Genomic DNA, 15,303 nt, shown 5'->3' on the forward strand with positions numbered 1-15,303 from the left:
CTACCTCACCGGCGGCGCCCAGGGTATCGGCCTGGGCATCGCCAAGCACCTGCTGGCCCACGGCGATTGCGTGGCCCTTACCGATATCGACGCCGAGGCGCTGGCCGAGTCCCGCGAACACCTCGGCCAGGCGGAGCGCCTGCTGGCCATGGTCTCGGACGTGCGCGACGAGGCCCAGGTCGCGGAGAGCCTCGAGGCGACGGTGGCACGCTTCGGCCGGCTCGACGGGGTGATCCACAATGCCGGCCTGGCCGACCCCTTCCAGGGCCCGGTGGAGTCGCTTCCGCTTGCCACCTGGCGGGCCTACCTGGACACCCATCTCACCGGAGCGATGCTCTGCGCCAAGCACGCCGCCCCCCGCCTGCGCGAGAGCCGCGGCGCCATGGTGCTGATGGCCTCCACCCGGGCCCTGCAGTCGGAACCCGATACCGAGGCCTATGCCGCCAGCAAGGGCGGCGTGGTGGCGCTCACCCATGCCCTGGCGGTCAGCCTCGGCCCCGAGATTCGCGTCAACGCCATCAGCCCGGGGTGGATCGAGGTCGGCGACTGGCAGAAGGCGTCACGCCGCGCGCCGGTGGGACATCGCGATATCGACCGTGACCAGCACCCGGTCGGACGCGTCGGTCACCCCGAGGATATCGCCGCCATGGCGGCCTTCCTGCTCTCCGACCAGGCGGGCTTCATCACCGGCCAGAACCTGGTGGTGGACGGCGGCATGACGCGCCGGATGATCTACGCCGACTGAGATGGCGGCAGGATTTGTCGCCTCCCGTGCCCTTTCGTACACTCGTTTGATTACGAACCTTTCCCGACGATTCAGGGAAACGCTGAACAAATAGTCGAGCGGGATGAAGCGCAAGGCGCCCGCAGCGCAGACGCCGGAGCCTATGCGGTACCAGGTGAGGATGTCGAGCAGCGCGCAACGAAGCGATTCGCCCGTGCAGACATTTGTGCAGTGCTTCCCCAGCCGAGGCAAGCCCCATGGCATTTACTTCCACGTCCACCTACGTAGCCACCGAGGCCCTGAAACAGGCAGTGAATGCCGCCGTGACCCTGGAGCGACCGCTGCTGATCAAGGGCGAGCCCGGCACCGGCAAGACCCTGCTCGCCGAGGAGCTGGCGGCCTCGCTGGGCACGCCACTACTTACCTGGCATATCAAGTCCTCCACCAAGGCCGCCCAGGGGCTCTACGAGTATGACGCGGTAAGCCGCCTGCGCGACTCCCAACTGGGTGTCGAGGGCGTGGAGAACGTCGCCCACTACATCAGACCCGGCAAGCTGTGGGAGGCCTTCACCGCAGACCAGCGGGTGGTGCTGCTGATCGACGAGATCGACAAGGCGGACATCGAGTTCCCCAACGATCTGCTCCAGGAGCTGGATCGCATGGAGTTCCATGTCTACGAGACCGGCGAGACCATTCGCGCCCGCCACCGCCCGATCATCGTCATCACTTCCAACAACGAGAAGGAGCTGCCCGACGCCTTCCTGCGGCGCTGCTTCTTTCACTACATCGAGTTCCCCGACCGCGAGACCATGCAGGCGATCGTCGATGTGCACTTCCCGGAGGTTGCCCCGAGACTTGTCGGCGAGGCACTGGAGGTATTCTTCGACCTGCGCCAGGCGCCGGGCCTCAAGAAGAAGCCCTCTACCTCCGAGCTGGTGGACTGGCTGAAGCTGCTGATGGGTGATGAGCTGGCCAAGGAATCGCTCTATCACCGCGACCCGGCGAAGGCGCTCCCGCCGCTGGCCGGGGCCCTGGTGAAAAATGAACAGGATACACAGTTACTGGAACGGCTGGCGTTCATGATGCGCCGCCAGGGCTACCAGAGGCGCTGACGGATGTTCATTGGCCTGTTCGAGACCCTCAAGCGCCACGGCGTCCCGGTATCGCTGCGCGAGCTGCTCGACCTCCACGCGGTGGTGGAGCGCGGCGTGGTGTTCGCCGACATGGAGGCCTTCTATCGGATCGCCCGCACCGTGATGGTCAAGGACGAGCGCCACTTCGACCGCTTCGATCGCGCCTTCGCCGCCTGGTTCGAGGGGCTGGAGGACATGGACGCCGCCATCGAGGCGCTGATTCCCGACGACTGGCTGCGCCGCGAGTTCGAGAAGCAGCTCTCCGAGGAAGAGAAGGCCCAGATCGCGTCTCTGGGCGGGTTGGAGCAGTTGATCGAGACCTTCAAGCAGCGCCTGGAAGAGCAGAAGGAGCGCCACGCCGGCGGCAACAAGTGGATCGGCACCGGTGGTACCAGCCCCTTCGGCGCCTATGGCTACAACCCCGAGGGCATACGCATCGGCCAGGACGGCTCACGCCATCGCCGCGCTGTGAAGGTATGGGACGAGCGGCGCTTCCGCGACTACGACGACTCCCTGGAACTGGGCACGCGCAACATCAAGATGGCGCTGCGCCGACTCAGGAAGTTCGCCCGCCAGGGGGCGCCGGAGGAATTCGATGTGGACGCCACCATTCGCGAGACGGCCCGCGACGGCGGCCTGCTCAACGTGCAGATGCGCCCCGAGCGCCACAACGCGGTGAAGGTGCTGCTGCTGCTCGATGTGGGCGGCTCCATGGACGACCACATTCGCACCTGCGAAGAGTTGTTCTCGGCGGCACGCTCGGAGTTCAAGCACCTGGAGCCTTACTACTTCCACAACTGCGTCTATGAGGGGCTGTGGCGCAGCAATGCACGGCGCTTCGAGGAGCGCATCCCCACCCAGGACGTGCTGCACACCTATGGCGACGGCTACCAGGTGGTGATCGTCGGCGACGCCGCCATGTCGCCCTACGAGATCACCCACCCCGGCGGCAGCGTCGAGCACCTCAACGACGAACCCGGGGCGGTCTGGCTCAAGCGACTGGTCGACACGTTCCCGCGCCTGGCCTGGCTCAACCCCATGCCGCCGCGCGCCTGGGACTATACGCACTCCACGACGCTGATCCGCCAGTTGATCGACGACCGCATGTTCCCCATGACGCTGGAAGGGCTGGAGAGCGCCATGCGGGAACTGGCTCGCTAGGCATTTATAGTCCTCATGGGCTATTTATTGCCATTATAACCTTTTAAGGCTATTAGGTTGATGAATAGCCCTTTAGGGCTATACTCGAGACACACTCCGGGAGGAAGAGCCATGCCACGGCGCATCGCCGTCCTGACAGGCGACGTGATCGACTCGCGCAAGATCGACGACCGACCTCGCCTCTATCAACTGCTGGATGACCGCCTGGGCGAACTGGCCTCCCGCCATGGCGGCCACGGCGAACGCTTCCGCGGCGACGGCTTCCAGCTCGCCCTGCCCCGGGCAGCAGCGGCCATGGAAGCCGCAGTGGCCCTGAGGGCGTCGCTGATCGAGCACTCCGAGCCCGACCAGCGTTGGGATGCCCGTATCGCCGTGGCGGTCGGGCCGGCGGAGGGAGACATCGCGGAAGGCGACGGCGCTACCTTCGTGGCCTCGGGACGTGCCCTGGATACCCTGGCCAATGGAAGTGCCCACCTGTCGCTGACCCGGCTGGGTGCGCCCGAGGATCCCGGCCTCGCCCTGCTGGTGCGCTTCGTCGACGACCTGCTCGATGGCTGGTCGCCCTACTCTGCCGAAGTCGTCGGCCTGAGCCTGCGCCACGACGCCTCCCAGCAGGCCCTGGCCGAACAACTGGGCATCCGCCAACCCAGCGTTCACAAGCGCTTGCGCGCCGCGCGCTGGGCCCTGCTTGACGATACTCTCGACTACCTGAATCAGCGTCTCGCCGACGAGGAGGGCACGTCATGAATGCCGATGCCCTCTCGCTGCTCATGGGGTTGATGCTGGGCCATCTGGTCGGCGACTTCCTGCTGCAGCCGCTCGCCTGGGTGGAAGAGCGCTATCGCCTGCGCCACCGTTCCCCGCGCCTGCTCCAGCATGCCAGCCTGCATGGCCTGCTCGCCGCAGGCGTGCTGCTGGTGGCAACCGCGGCCATCCCCCGGGGCCTGGCCGCGGTGTTGCTGGGCGCCCTGACGGTCGCCGCCAGCCATTGGCTGATCGACCTGACCAAGGCCCGGCTGCCGGCCGGCGAACTGCGCTGGTTCCTGCTCGACCAGGCCGCTCACCTGCTGGTACTGCTGGGGCTCTGGCTGGCCTGGCTCGCCAGCCTGGCCCCGCTGCGGGAGCTCGCCGCCTGGCTCATCTCGCCGGGAGTGCTGGGAGTCGCCGCCGCCTACCTGCTGGTGACACGCCCGCTGTCGATTGCCATCGCCCTGATCATGCAGCGCTGGAGCGCGCAGCTCGAGGAGACCGGCACCCTGGCCAGCGCCGGGGCACGCATCGGCGTGCTGGAACGGCTGCTGGTGCTGACCCTGGTGCTGCTGGACCAGCTCACCGCGGTCGGCTTCCTGCTCGCCGCCAAGTCAGTGCTGCGCTTCGGCGACCTGCGCGACTCCCGCGACCGCAAGCTCACCGAGTACGTACTGCTCGGCACCCTGCTAAGCGTTTCCAGCACTCTGGTGCTGGGCATGCTGGTGCGCCTGCTGCTGCTCGAGGGCTGAAGATGGGCCGGTGCCCCCTGGCCAGCAGCCCCGGAAGCACAAGCTTTTGCCGCCTCGGACAGCGGGCCGTACAATGCTCGGTCATTGCCGCCGACCTGCGCGGCCCCGCTTCCGTCACCCGCACGAACACGCTCGAGGAACCGCCGGACCCATGCGCGCTAGCCAACTGTTGATCGCCACCCTGAAGGAAACTCCCGCCGATGCCGAGGTCATCAGCCATCAGCTGATGCTGCGTTCGGGGATGATCCGCCGCCTCACCTCCGGTCTCTATACCTGGCTGCCGTTGGGTCTCAAGACCCTGCGCAAGGTCGAGCGCATCGTCCGCGAGGAGATGGATCGCGCCGGCGCCCAGGAGGTGCTGATGCCGGCGGTGCAGCCCGCCGAGCTGTGGCAGGAATCGGGGCGCTGGGAGCAGTACGGCCCGGAACTGCTGCGCCTCAAGGATCGTCACGAGCGCGACTACTGCGTCGGCCCTACCCACGAGGAGGTGATCACCGACCTGGTGCGCAAGGAGATCGCCAGCTACAAGCAGCTACCGGCCAATTTCTACCAGATCCAGACCAAGTTCCGCGACGAGATCCGGCCGCGCTTCGGGGTGATGCGCTCCCGCGAATTCATCATGAAGGACGCCTACTCCTTCCACGTTGACGAGGCCTCGCTGATGGAGACCTACCAGGTGATGTATGACGCCTATGTGCGCATCTTCACCCGCCTGGGTCTCGATTTCCGTCCGGTGATCGCCGACAACGGCGCCATCGGCGGCACCGGCTCCCACGAGTTCCACGTACTGGCCGACTCCGGCGAGGACGACATCGTCTTCTCCACCGAGTCCGACTATGCCGCCAACATGGAGAAGGCCGATGCCCTGCCCGCGCCGCTGGGCAGCGACGTCCGGCGCCCGGCCCCCAGCGAGGAGCTGCGGCTGGTCGACACCCCGAATGCCCGGACCATCGCCGCTCTGGTGGAGCAGCACGGCCTGCCCATCGAGAAGACCCTCAAGACCCTGATGGTGCACGGCGCCGAAGGCGGCCTGGTGGCCCTGCTGGTACGCGGTGATCATGAACTCAACGAGGTCAAGGCCGAGAACCTCCCCGAGGTGGCCGCCCCGCTGACCATGGCCAGCGAAGAGGAGATCCGCGCAGCGGTGGGGGCCGGTCCCGGCTCGCTCGGCCCGGTGAACCTCGAGATGCCGATCATCATCGACCGCTCGGTCGCCCTGATGAGCGACTTTGGCGCCGGTGCCAATGTCGACGGCAAGCACTACTTCGGCATCAACTGGGAGCGCGATGTGGTGCTGCCCCCCGCCTACGACATCCGCAACGTGGTCGAGGGCGACCCCTCACCGGATGGCAAGGGCGTGCTCGCGATCAAGCGCGGCATCGAGGTCGGCCACGTCTTCCAGCTGGGTCGCAAGTACAGCGAGGCGATGGATGCTACCGTGCTCGGCGACGAAGGTCGTGCCGTGCATCCCTGGATGGGCTGCTATGGTATCGGTGTGACCCGCGTCGTGGCCGCCGCCATCGAGCAGAACCATGACGATGCCGGTATCATCTGGCCCGATGCCATCGCCCCCTTCCAGATCGCGATGGTACCGATGAATGCTCACAAGTCGCAGCGGGTGCGCGAGGAGTCCGAGCGGCTGTATCAGGCCCTCACCGCCGCCGGCTTCGAGGTCCTGCTGGACGACCGTGACCTGCGTCCCGGTGTGCGGTTCGCCGACCACGAGCTGATGGGCATTCCCCATCGTCTGGTGGTCGGCGACCGCGGCCTGGACAAGGGAGAACTGGAGTACAAGGGACGCCGTGACAGTGACGCTACCATGGTACCGGCCGAGCAGATCCTCGACTTCCTGGGCGAGAAGGTCGCTCGCTGAAGGCCACCGGGCCGCCGCCAAGGCGGCGGCCTGCTGCCTCTGGGCCACTGCCGCGCTGGCCCAGGGCGACGGGGACTTCATCGCCGCCCTGCCGAGCTCGCTGTCGCCCGACCAGCCCGCGCCCTTCGTGCGGGCCCTGCCAGAGCCCCCCGCCAGCCTGCGCGGCACCCTCGACGGTATCCGCGGTGCACCCATGGCCCCCGCCGATATCTGGGCCGCCCGCCAGTGGCTCAATGACATGGAGCCGCGCCTTGCCCGCTACCTGCCGGAGCCGGCAAGGCGTCGTGAACTGCTCGGCCGCATCCACCATGAGGCGCGGCTGGCCGGCCTGGCACCGGAGCTGGTACTGGCGGTGATTCAGGTGGAGAGCGCCTTTCAGGCCGAGGCCGTCTCCTCGGCCGGTGCCGTGGGCCTGATGCAGATCATGCCGTTCTGGATCCGCGAGCTGGGCCTGCCGGCAGACGACCTCAAGGACCCGCATCGCAACCTGCGCTACGGCTGCACCATCCTGGCCCACTACCTGACCGTGGAGGGCGGCGACCTGACACGGGCGCTGGCACGCTACAACGGCAGCCTGGGCAAGACCTGGTACCCGGAGCGGGTGATGCGTGCCCTGACCCGCCACTGGTCGCCAACGAGTCCCGCCGCGGTGCGCTCCACCGCCGAGCGCTGACCTCAGACCGGCTCCGATCGACGTCTTGCCCCGTGCCGGCGAAAAAAAGCCGACCCAAACGGGCCGGCCACTGGGGGGAAAGCTCCCCCCTCCCCTGACGACTCTTGAGGCGGCTGGATCAGTGCTTGTTCTTGCGATGATGGTCGCGAACAATGAATGCGATCCAGCCCCCCATGAAAGCGACCATCATCGCGACGGTAACAAGCCCGAAGATTACGGCGTCATCCAGATACATGGTGGTGTCCTCCCGTCCCGATGTGTTGGGAGAACTGTAGCCCGTTCGGTGGATGGGAAAGCTGACCTGTATCAAGTTTCTCCACGACCTCGTCGGGCCGCGGGAAATCCGTTGATCCAGGTCAGTTTTCACGGCATCTTCTTGTCCTCGACCTCGCCAGGCTCGGTGTCCGGCGGCAGCGGATGGCCCTTGGCGAGCTCGGCACGGGTGGCGTCGCGCACCTCCAGCACCTCGAGGCGGTAGCGCAGGACCTGCCCGGCCAGCGGATGATTGGTGTCGATGACCACGGCGTCGTCACGGACCTCGAGCACGGTGACGATCTCGGGGCCGTCGTCACCCGGGGTCTGGAAGCGCATGCCCGCCGCGACTTCCTCCACCGGGAAAGCATGGCGACTGACCTCGCGCACCAGCGCCTCGTCGCGTAGCCCATAGGCCTCAGCCGGCATCAGGGTGACGGAGAGCTGCGCGCCGGTGTCCTGGCCCGCCAGGGCACGCTCCAGGCCAGGCATGAGGTTGCCGTGCCCATGCAGGTATTCGAGGGGTTGCCCGCGGGCACGGGAGTCATCGAGAACACTGCCGTCCTGATCGCTGAGCACATAATGCAGGGTCACGACCCGTTGGGGGGCGATGGTCATGGGGTCTCCTGAGGCAATTGGGTGAATGAGTGAGCGGAGGACCTAGTCGCGACGCCGCAGCTGGCCGACGGGCATCTCCAGGCGCTGCTGCTTGTGCAGCATGTTGAGCAGCACGATGGCGCGCTCCTCGCCCTTGTGGCTGGCAAACACGGCCTGCAGGTCCTTGAAGGGCCCTTGGGTGATCTCCACCGGCTCGCCGGCACGGAAGTAGACGTTCGAGGTCGCATCCTCTTCCCCACTGCCGTGCGCGAGCAGCGTCTCGATCAGGTCATCGCTGACCGGCACCGGCATGTCCAGGCCGAAGGTGACGATCTTGAGCACGCCGCGGGTAGAGCGGATGGGGCGCCAGTTGCTGGCCAGACGGTCGAGCCGGATGAACAGGTAGTAGGGAAACAACGGCTCGCTGACCCACTCGAGCTTACCGCGGCGCTTCTTCTGGACCTGGAGCACGGGGTGAAAAATCTCGTAGCCCTGGTTGGCCAGGTGCTCGGCGGCGCGGAAGGACTCCCCTCCCTTGCACTGGATCACATACCAGCGGGGCACGGCATCATCGACCTCGGCCTGGCGAATCTCGGAATCGCTCATGTCGCTCCTGATCGGGTTCCTGCTGGTGTCATTGCCGGGGCTCTGCAACAATCCCACCGCATACCAGCCCGGCAAATATCGCGCGGATGACATGGGTCGGACACTGCATGACCCGACTGCCGATCCGGGATTTTATCATCGATGATCGAGGCCTGCGTCGCGTCCGACGCAAGCAAGGAGCGCTGCCCGACATGCCAAACCCTATCGCCCAACGCAGCTGGCGTGATGCCCTGGCCATCTACCTGCGTGCGCCGGTCATCACCATGCTGTTCCTGGGCTTCTCCGCCGGCCTGCCCTTCCTGCTGGTGTTCTCGACCCTCTCGGCCTGGCTGCGCAGCACCGGCGTCGAGGTGGCGGCCATCGGCTTCTTTGCCTGGATCGGCATGCTCTATTCGATCAAGTTCTTCTGGGCCCCGGTGGTGGATCGGCTCGCCCTGCCGCTGCTGACCCGCACCCTCGGCCAGCGTCGGGGCTGGATGCTGCTGGCCCAGGCGATGATTGCCAGCGGCCTGGTGGGGCTGGCCGGCGTCGACCCCGTGGGCCACCTGCCCCTGGTGGCCGCCTTCGCCCTGCTGGTGGCCTTCGGCAGTGCGACCCAGGACATCGCCATTGACGCCTTCCGCATCGAGTCTGCCCCGGAGGATGTCCAGGCGGCCATGGCCTCGACCTACATCATCGGCTATCGCGGCGGGCTGCTGGCAGCCGGAGCGGGCGCCCTCTACGTGGCCTCGCTGGCCTCCTGGGAGGCGGCCTACCTGACCATGGCCGCACTGGTGGGCATCGGCGCGATCACGGTGCTGCTGCGCCCGGAACCCGAGCGACTCTCGCTGACCGTCCAACTGATCCATGAACGCCGGGTGCGGGCCTTCCTGCGGGCCTCCCGCGGCCGGCCGAAGCCACTGCGGCGGCTGGGGGCCTGGGTGATCGGGGCGATCGTCTGCCCCTTCACCGACTTCTTCACTCGCCACCGGCGCAAGGCGCTGTGGCTGCTGCTGTTCGTGGCGGTATTCCGGATCAGCGACCTGGCCATGGCCTCCATGGCCAACCCGCTCTATATCGATCTCGGCTTCACGCTGGCCACCATCGCCAACGTGACCAACGTCTTCGGTATCGCCATGAGCATCGGCGGGGGAATCCTCGGGGGGTTGCTGGTAGCCCGCTACGGCATCGGGCCGATCCTGATACTGGGGGCGGTGGCTGCGGCCCTGACCAACCTGCTGTTCACGGCGCTGGCGATGGCCGGCCAGAGCCTGCCGATGCTGGTCATGGCGATCATCGGCGACAACCTGGCCAACGGCCTGGCCAGTGCGGTCTTCATCGCCTTTCTCTCGAGCCTCACCTCGCGTGCGTACACGGCTACCCAGTACGCACTCTTCTCGTCGCTGATGACCCTGCCGGGCAAGTTCCTCAGCGGCTTTGGCGGCCTGGTGGTGGAGATCGAGGGCTATTCGACCTTCTTCCTGATCTCCATGCTGCTGGGGCTGCCGGCGGTACTGCTGGCGATCTGGATCAGCCGCGACCCTGAGCTGGTGCCGGCGCCCCGGGCCGCCTGACGGCCCTGAGCCAGCTGCTCGGTCAGTCGGCCAGCCGCGCCTGCAGCCACGCCAGCGCACCGTGCGTCGTCCGCCACTGGTCTCGCATGAGGGTCCGGTACTGCCAGGCCTCGGCACGGGAACCGGGCTCGGCGACACCCTCGCCGCCGACCGGACGCGGATTGTCGGCACACAGCATGGCCACGGCATGGGGGTTGTGGCGGACCACCACGCCCAGCGCTTCGGCGGCCTCATCACGGCGCTCCAGGCGATAGAGTGCCAGCACCCGCCCCATCAGCAGCCCCAACGGCGGCGTCTCGTCGTCGCCATCGAGCTCCCGCTCGCTCAAGGCCAGGGCCGCGCGATCGCGACCTTCCCGGAGCAGCTGGTCGAGTACCAGCTCGCGCAGGCCCAGGCTGTCCTCGTCGTCCAGGGTGAGCAGACGTTCGGCGAGTTCGCGGGAACGCGCCCGAGCGCCGCGCTCCATGCCCACCACCAACGCCAGGCCGGTACGCAGCAGCACGGCATTGTCGGCACTGTCCCACAGGAAGGGCCCTTCGCCCTCGGCGCGCACCTGCTCGAGCCAGCGCTCCAGCCGGCTCGACAGCGGTTCGAACAGGCTTGGCGCCATCCACGGCAGGCTGCCGAAGCGGCTGGCGAGTGCCAGCGCCAGGGATTGCACCACGGCCGGGGCGTCCAACCACTCGGGGTGGGCGCAGAGCGCCGGCAGCCACTCCCCGGCATGGGGCCAGGGATCCTCATCGAATCCCATCGGAGCGTCGCTCTCGACCCGGGCCCGGAACACCTTCTGCCAGGCGGCGAACAGGGTGTCCTCGCGGGCGGTGGTGTGATACTCGAGGCCGCCGTCATCACCGCGGCGGATCTCCAGCCGCGGGGCCACGGACAACGATTCCAGCAGCGCCTGCAGGGCCACCAGCGGCTCGGCCAGATCCTCCTCGGCACTGAGCAGCTGGTCGGCGAGCGTCGCCCCGGGGTTCTCGGCCAGGTCGGCCAGGAACTGCAGCTGGTCGGGGTCCAGGTCGCCCTGGCGGGCCAGGCGCCGGAACCAGAAGCGTGACCGCTCGGCGGCCTCTTGCTCATGCCCCTCGTGCAGCAGCAACATGGCTTCGATGTAGGCCAGGGTCGGCGAGTCGGGCAGCGCCTGCTGGGCGCGCACGAAGGCTGCCCGGGCACTGTCCAGGTCGTCGTTGTCCAGGTGCATCAGGCAGAGCCGCTCCAGCGCCACGCCACGCAGGAACAACGGTCCACGGTCGAGCACCGCATCGAGCAGCGCCTCGCGCTTACGATGGAAACCGCGTTCCTGATAGAGGTCGATGAGAATCTCGAAGGCGGGCTCGGCCTGCTCGGGGAGCGTCAGCCAGTCACCGTGCTCGAACAACGACTCGAGGATCTGCTGGGCCCGCCCGCGCTGGCCGGACTCGGCAGCGATCAGGCCGGCCTCCAGCAGTGCCTGAGCCGGGGCGCGGCCGCTGGCCAGGGCGGCCTTGAGGGTGCTGCCCTTCCAGTCGCGCAGCGAGAGCATCCACATCAGGTGCGGTGGCACGTGCCCGGGCAGGCTGACCGCCCCGCAGCAGTGCTTGGTCTTGCGCCCGGAATCACACCAGCACGGCTCGTTGCGTCCTGGCCGGGCCAGCGGCTCGGCGGCGAAGTCGAGTCGCGCCAGCGGGGTCTGCGACCAGAGTTCCGGGGCCAGCGCCTGGGCCAACGCCAGGTCGCCGCCGACCAGCGCCGGTCCCTCGTCGCGGGCCCAGGCCATCAGCGTGGGGTAGCGCTCGTCCTGGCGAATCGCCTTGAGCGCCCCCGAGGCAAAGCCCAGCAGCTGTTCTACCCATACTGCCAGCATCGCGCACTCCAACGTTTGGAAAACGGCATAGTCTACCAGTCCGGCGCCCGGCTGGGCAGGTGGGTCTGTCGCCTGTCCGGGGGATCAGGCATGCCTTCTGGAGAACAACGGCCGGGTACGCTCGGCCATGTCGAGTCTCGCGCCGAGGCGCACCAGGTTCCAGTAGTGGCCATTGAGGGTGCGCGACAGCAGCAGCGTATCCGCCGGAGGTTGTAGACGGTCCATGGCCGCCCAGACCTTGGGGGTCAGGTCGCGAAGTCGGCGATGAACCCGCACGTCGCCGAAGTCCTGTTCACCGGGCTGGAACAGCGGTGCCACCGCCTCGGCAGACTCGCGGTATAGCGAGAGCGGCGCGCCCTGACCCTGCCGGCCCCCCATCTTGAGAAGTGCCTCATCCATGGCCATGGGGTCTTTCGCCAGGGTCGCCTCCAGAAGTTCCATCATGGCGCGCAGGCGCGCTTCCGGCACCGGAATCACCGCCCCCAAGTCATAGATGATCAGTTGGCTCCGGTCGTTGACGGCGAAGTTACCGGCGTGAGGGTCGGCGTGGAGTTCACCATGGGTGAAAAGCTCCTCGGTGATCCAGTCGGCCAGGGTCTTGGCCACCTTCTGGCGAAGGGCGTCGTCGATCATCTCCAGGTCGCGCAGCGGCGTTCCAGGCTCGTAGCGCATGGCCAACACCCGTGGGCCGGATAGGTCCGGCAGCGGCTCGGGGATCACCAGGCTCTCGAGGTGAGCGTAGCGCGCACGGTAGCGGGCCAGTGCCTGTGCCTCGGCGTGGTAGTCCAGCTCGCCGCGCAGGCTGACGGCCAGCTCCTCGAAGAGGGCATCCAGGCGCGCCTGAGGTACCTTGAACCAGCGGCCCAGGCGCATCAGGCGTCGCACCTGCGCCAGGTCACTCTCCAACACGTCGGCGAGGCCGGGATACTGTACCTTGAGCACCAGGGTATTACCGTCCAGCGTCGTGGCGCGGTGCACCTGTCCCATGGAGGCGCTGGCGAAGGGACGATGCTCGATCCCGGAGAACACCGCATCCAGATCGCCATACTCCGCGACCAAAGTGCGGTGGATATCCGCCCAGGGCATCGGCTCGGCCTGACGCTGCAGGCGGGAGAGCTCCTCGGCGAGGTCCGGCGGCAGCAGGTCGTCCCACTGCGACATGATCTGGGCCAGCTTCATCGCCGGCCCCTTCAGCTCGGAAAGCCCCTCGAAGAGGGCCTCTCCCAGCGCCCGCCAGTCGGCCTGACCACCCATTCGGGTACGGAGCAGCGCCCCCCCGGTGCGGGCGCCGAGTCCCAGCAGGCGCCGGGTGCGGCCGCGTTCGCGCATGATCTCTCTCCTTTGATGACCATTGTACAATAATTGTACATATATCGGCGCAGCTTACACCTGGCGAGTCGTGATGAATACTGGAAGAATGTCCATGTCATTCACCGCGACGAGCCATCATGCGACTGATCATCGCCGAGAAACCGAGCCTGGCACGGGCCATCACCGAGGCCCTGCCCGGCTCGCCCCGTAAGCAGGAGGGCGCCCTGGCGGTGGGTGATACCACGGTCACCTGGTGCCTCGGCCACCTGCTGGAACAGGCCCCGCCCGATGCCTACGATCCGGCCTTCAAGCAGTGGCGTCTCGATCACCTGCCGATCCTGCCGGCGCATTGGAAGCTGATGCCCCGCCCCAAGGCCCGGGGCCAGCTAGCGGTGATCCGTCGGCTGCTGAAGTCCGCCCGCGAGGTGGTGCATGCCGGTGACCCCGATCGCGAGGGCCAGCTGCTGGTTCAGGAGGTGATCGAGCACCTGGGCTGGAAGGGCCCCGTGTCGCGGCTGCTGGTCAGCGACCTCAACCGCCCGGCGGTGCAGCGCGCGCTCGCCCGGCTAGAGGACAATGGCCGCTTCGAGCCCCTCTACCGGGCGGCCCAGTGCCGCGCCCGGGCCGACTGGCTGTATGGCATCAACCTGACGCGGGCCTGGACGCTCACCGGCCGCCAGGCCGGCCATGACGGGGTGCTCTCGGTGGGACGGGTGCAGACCCCGGTGCTGGGGCTGGTGGTGCGGCGCGACGCCGAGATCCGCGACTTCATCCCCAGGCCCTTCTTCGTCCTCTGGGCCGACCTCGCCGTGACCCAGGGTCGCCTGCGGGCCTGGTGGGTGCCGGGAGAAGTCCATCCTCTCGACGACCAGGGACGCCTGCTCGCCCGACAACCAGCCGCCACCCTGGCCGAGCGACTGCCCGGGGCCGAGGGCCACCTGGTCAGCCTCGAGAGCCGCGATAAGCGCCAGTCACCTCCTCTGCCCTACTCGCTCTCGGCCTTGCAGGTCGACGCCGCCAGACGCCACGGTCTTTCCGCCAAGGCGACCCTGGACATCTGCCAGCGCCTCTATGAGCGCCACCAGCTGATCACCTACCCCCGCTCGGACTGCCGCTACCTCCCCGAGGAGCATTTCGCCGCGGCGAGGGCCACCCTGGAGGGCGCCTGCCGCCGGGACGAGACGCTGCGAGGCTGGCTGGCCGGGGCGGATTTCTCGCGGCGCTCCAGGGCCTGGAACGACCGCAAGGTCGGTGCGCACCACGCCCTGGCGCCCACCGGCAAGCCCGCCGACCTCTCGCGGCTCCAGAAGGCCGAGGCCGATGTCTTCCGGCTGATCACCCGCAACGTCCTGGCCCAATTCTATCCGCCGCTGGCTACCCGCGAGGTGAAGGCGGCGTTCTGCATTCTCGACGAGTCCTTCCGCGCCCGTGGCCAGGAGATCCTCGACCCCGGCTGGAAGCCGTTGTTCACCACCCGTGACGAGACGCCCCCGCTGCCACCGCTGAGTGAGGGGGAAGCGTGCCGGGTCGAAACGGCCGAGGTCGAGGACCGCGAGACCCGTCCGCCGGAGCCCTTCACCGACGCCAGCCTGATCAAGGCGATGATGAACATTGCCCGCTACGTCGAGGACCCGGCGGTCCGGCGCACCCTGCGCGAGCACGACGGCCTGGGCACCGAGGCGACCCGGGCCGGCATCATCGAGACACTGGTGGAGCGCGGCTACCTGGTCCGCCAGGCCAAGGCACTGCGCGCCACGCGGCTAGGCAGTGCCTTGATCGCCTCGCTGCCCGAGGCGGTGGGCCGCCCCGAACGTACCGCGCTCTGGGAGCAGCGCCTGGGCGCGATCGCCGAGCAGAGTGACACCCCGGCCCCCTTCCTCGCGGCCCTGGTCGAAGACCTGCATGGCCTGCTCGCCGCCGCCGACGCGGGCTGGATGCGTGAGGCACTGCACAGCGCCCGGGGCGAACAGGCCCCGGCGATGCGCTCGCCCCGCGGCAAGCGGCGGGGCGGACCGAGACGCAAGGCGGCTGCGCCACGGCGCACTCGCCGTTCATGACCCTGGAGGTGCCCCATGACC

15 protein-coding genes are annotated in these 15,303 nt (G+C 67.9%); 10 read left to right on the plus strand and 5 right to left on the minus strand.

The features are described 5' to 3' along the window. The 7 genes from RI841_RS07050 to RI841_RS07080 all read left to right on the plus strand — a co-directional run. On the plus strand, positions 1 to 745 hold a 745-nt coding region (locus RI841_RS07050), incomplete at its 5' end, for an SDR family oxidoreductase (RefSeq protein ID WP_310704883.1). 236 nt (positions 746 to 981) lie between these two features. Next, positions 982 to 1,836 carry a MoxR family ATPase gene (locus RI841_RS07055; protein WP_310704885.1) on the plus strand — a complete coding sequence of 285 codons (855 nt, stop codon included), beginning with the start codon at positions 982 to 984 and terminating at the stop codon, positions 1,834 to 1,836. Positions 1,837 to 1,839: 3 nt separating this feature from the next. Next, positions 1,840 to 3,018 (plus strand): VWA domain-containing protein, encoded by a 1,179-nt coding sequence (locus tag RI841_RS07060; RefSeq protein ID WP_310704886.1) that lies wholly within the window; start codon positions 1,840 to 1,842, stop codon positions 3,016 to 3,018. A gap of 111 nt (positions 3,019 to 3,129) precedes the next feature. Beyond that, complete coding sequence (locus tag RI841_RS07065) at positions 3,130 to 3,765, plus strand: hypothetical protein (protein WP_310704888.1); 636 nt, start codon at positions 3,130 to 3,132, stop codon at positions 3,763 to 3,765. Continuing rightward, a complete protein-coding gene (locus RI841_RS07070) occupies positions 3,762 to 4,517 on the plus strand; it encodes a DUF3307 domain-containing protein (RefSeq protein WP_310704889.1) in 756 nt (251 codons plus the stop codon). Before RI841_RS07065 ends, RI841_RS07070 begins: the two co-directional genes overlap by 4 nt. Positions 4,518 to 4,668: 151 nt before the next feature. Then, entirely contained in the window at positions 4,669 to 6,390 is a 1,722-nt protein-coding gene (locus RI841_RS07075) for a proline--tRNA ligase (protein ID WP_310704890.1), read from the plus strand. Further along, complete coding sequence (locus tag RI841_RS07080) at positions 6,326 to 7,063, plus strand: transglycosylase SLT domain-containing protein (protein ID WP_405000921.1); 738 nt, start codon at positions 6,326 to 6,328, stop codon at positions 7,061 to 7,063. The genes RI841_RS07075 and RI841_RS07080 overlap by 65 nt, the downstream gene beginning before the upstream one ends. Positions 7,064 to 7,181: 118 nt before the next feature. Here RI841_RS07080 and ccoM read toward each other — a convergent pair whose 3' ends face one another. The 3 genes from ccoM to rfaH all read right to left on the minus strand — a co-directional run bounded on the left by ccoM (position 7,182) and on the right by rfaH (position 8,518). Then, complete coding sequence (gene ccoM / locus RI841_RS07085) at positions 7,182 to 7,298, minus strand: cytochrome c oxidase subunit CcoM (RefSeq protein WP_281380741.1); 117 nt, start codon at positions 7,296 to 7,298, stop codon at positions 7,182 to 7,184. A 128-nt stretch (positions 7,299 to 7,426) separates the two neighbouring features. Further along, a complete protein-coding gene (locus RI841_RS07090; RefSeq protein ID WP_310704891.1) occupies positions 7,427 to 7,933 on the minus strand; it encodes a peptidylprolyl isomerase in 507 nt (168 codons plus the stop codon). A gap of 42 nt (positions 7,934 to 7,975) precedes the next feature. Further along, positions 7,976 to 8,518 carry a transcription/translation regulatory transformer protein RfaH gene (gene rfaH, locus RI841_RS07095; RefSeq protein ID WP_310704892.1) on the minus strand — a complete coding sequence of 181 codons (543 nt, stop codon included), beginning with the start codon at positions 8,516 to 8,518 and terminating at the stop codon, positions 7,976 to 7,978. On the opposite strand from rfaH, the gene RI841_RS07100 reads away from it, so the two are divergent. Together RI841_RS07100 and RI841_RS07105 are read left to right on the plus strand one after the other, a co-directional pair. Next, on the plus strand, positions 8,517 to 8,663 hold the full coding sequence (locus RI841_RS07100) for a hypothetical protein (RefSeq protein ID WP_310704893.1): 147 nt from the start codon (positions 8,517 to 8,519) through the stop codon (positions 8,661 to 8,663). The genes rfaH and RI841_RS07100 overlap by 2 nt on opposite strands. A 46-nt stretch (positions 8,664 to 8,709) precedes the next feature. Beyond that, complete coding sequence (locus tag RI841_RS07105) at positions 8,710 to 10,071, plus strand: AmpG family muropeptide MFS transporter (RefSeq protein WP_310704894.1); 1,362 nt, start codon at positions 8,710 to 8,712, stop codon at positions 10,069 to 10,071. A 22-nt stretch (positions 10,072 to 10,093) separates the two neighbouring features. On the opposite strand, the gene RI841_RS07110 is transcribed toward RI841_RS07105, so the two are convergent. Then, positions 10,094 to 11,914, minus strand: coding sequence for an SEC-C domain-containing protein (locus tag RI841_RS07110; protein WP_310704895.1), 1,821 nt, complete (start codon positions 11,912 to 11,914; stop codon positions 10,094 to 10,096). Positions 11,915 to 11,998: 84 nt separating this feature from the next. Then, positions 11,999 to 13,243 (minus strand): AarF/ABC1/UbiB kinase family protein, encoded by a 1,245-nt coding sequence (locus tag RI841_RS07115; RefSeq protein WP_310704896.1) that lies wholly within the window; start codon positions 13,241 to 13,243, stop codon positions 11,999 to 12,001. Positions 13,244 to 13,362: 119 nt separating this feature from the next. On the opposite strand from RI841_RS07115, the gene RI841_RS07120 reads away from it, so the two are divergent. Then, positions 13,363 to 15,282: a DNA topoisomerase III gene (locus RI841_RS07120; protein WP_310704897.1), complete on the plus strand. Its 1,920-nt coding sequence runs from the start codon at positions 13,363 to 13,365 to the stop codon at positions 15,280 to 15,282. Positions 15,283 to 15,303: the final 21 nt, after the last annotated feature.

Source organism: Halomonas sp., assembly GCF_031581305.1.
Lineage (GTDB): Bacteria > Pseudomonadota > Gammaproteobacteria > Pseudomonadales > Halomonadaceae > Halomonas.

Bases quoted from the DNA above. Each gene is read 5' to 3' on its own strand.
- RI841_RS07055 (WP_310704885.1), top strand. From the start codon at position 982: ATGGCATTTACTTCCACGTCCACCTACGTAGCCACCGAGGCCCTGAAA.
- RI841_RS07060 (WP_310704886.1), top strand. From the start codon at position 1,840: ATGTTCATTGGCCTGTTCGAGACCCTCAAGCGCCACGGCGTCCCGGTA.
- RI841_RS07065 (WP_310704888.1), top strand. From the start codon at position 3,130: ATGCCACGGCGCATCGCCGTCCTGACAGGCGACGTGATCGACTCGCGC.
- RI841_RS07070 (WP_310704889.1), top strand. From the start codon at position 3,762: ATGAATGCCGATGCCCTCTCGCTGCTCATGGGGTTGATGCTGGGCCAT.
- RI841_RS07075 (WP_310704890.1), top strand. From the start codon at position 4,669: ATGCGCGCTAGCCAACTGTTGATCGCCACCCTGAAGGAAACTCCCGCC.
- ccoM (WP_281380741.1), bottom strand. From the start codon at position 7,298: ATGTATCTGGATGACGCCGTAATCTTCGGGCTTGTTACCGTCGCGATG.
- RI841_RS07090 (WP_310704891.1), bottom strand. From the start codon at position 7,933: ATGACCATCGCCCCCCAACGGGTCGTGACCCTGCATTATGTGCTCAGC.
- RI841_RS07100 (WP_310704893.1), top strand. From the start codon at position 8,517: ATGTCGCTCCTGATCGGGTTCCTGCTGGTGTCATTGCCGGGGCTCTGC.
- rfaH (WP_310704892.1), bottom strand. From the start codon at position 8,518: ATGAGCGATTCCGAGATTCGCCAGGCCGAGGTCGATGATGCCGTGCCC.
- RI841_RS07105 (WP_310704894.1), top strand. From the start codon at position 8,710: ATGCCAAACCCTATCGCCCAACGCAGCTGGCGTGATGCCCTGGCCATC.
- RI841_RS07110 (WP_310704895.1), bottom strand. From the start codon at position 11,914: ATGCTGGCAGTATGGGTAGAACAGCTGCTGGGCTTTGCCTCGGGGGCG.
- RI841_RS07115 (WP_310704896.1), bottom strand. From the start codon at position 13,243: ATGCGCGAACGCGGCCGCACCCGGCGCCTGCTGGGACTCGGCGCCCGC.
- RI841_RS07120 (WP_310704897.1), top strand. From the start codon at position 13,363: ATGCGACTGATCATCGCCGAGAAACCGAGCCTGGCACGGGCCATCACC.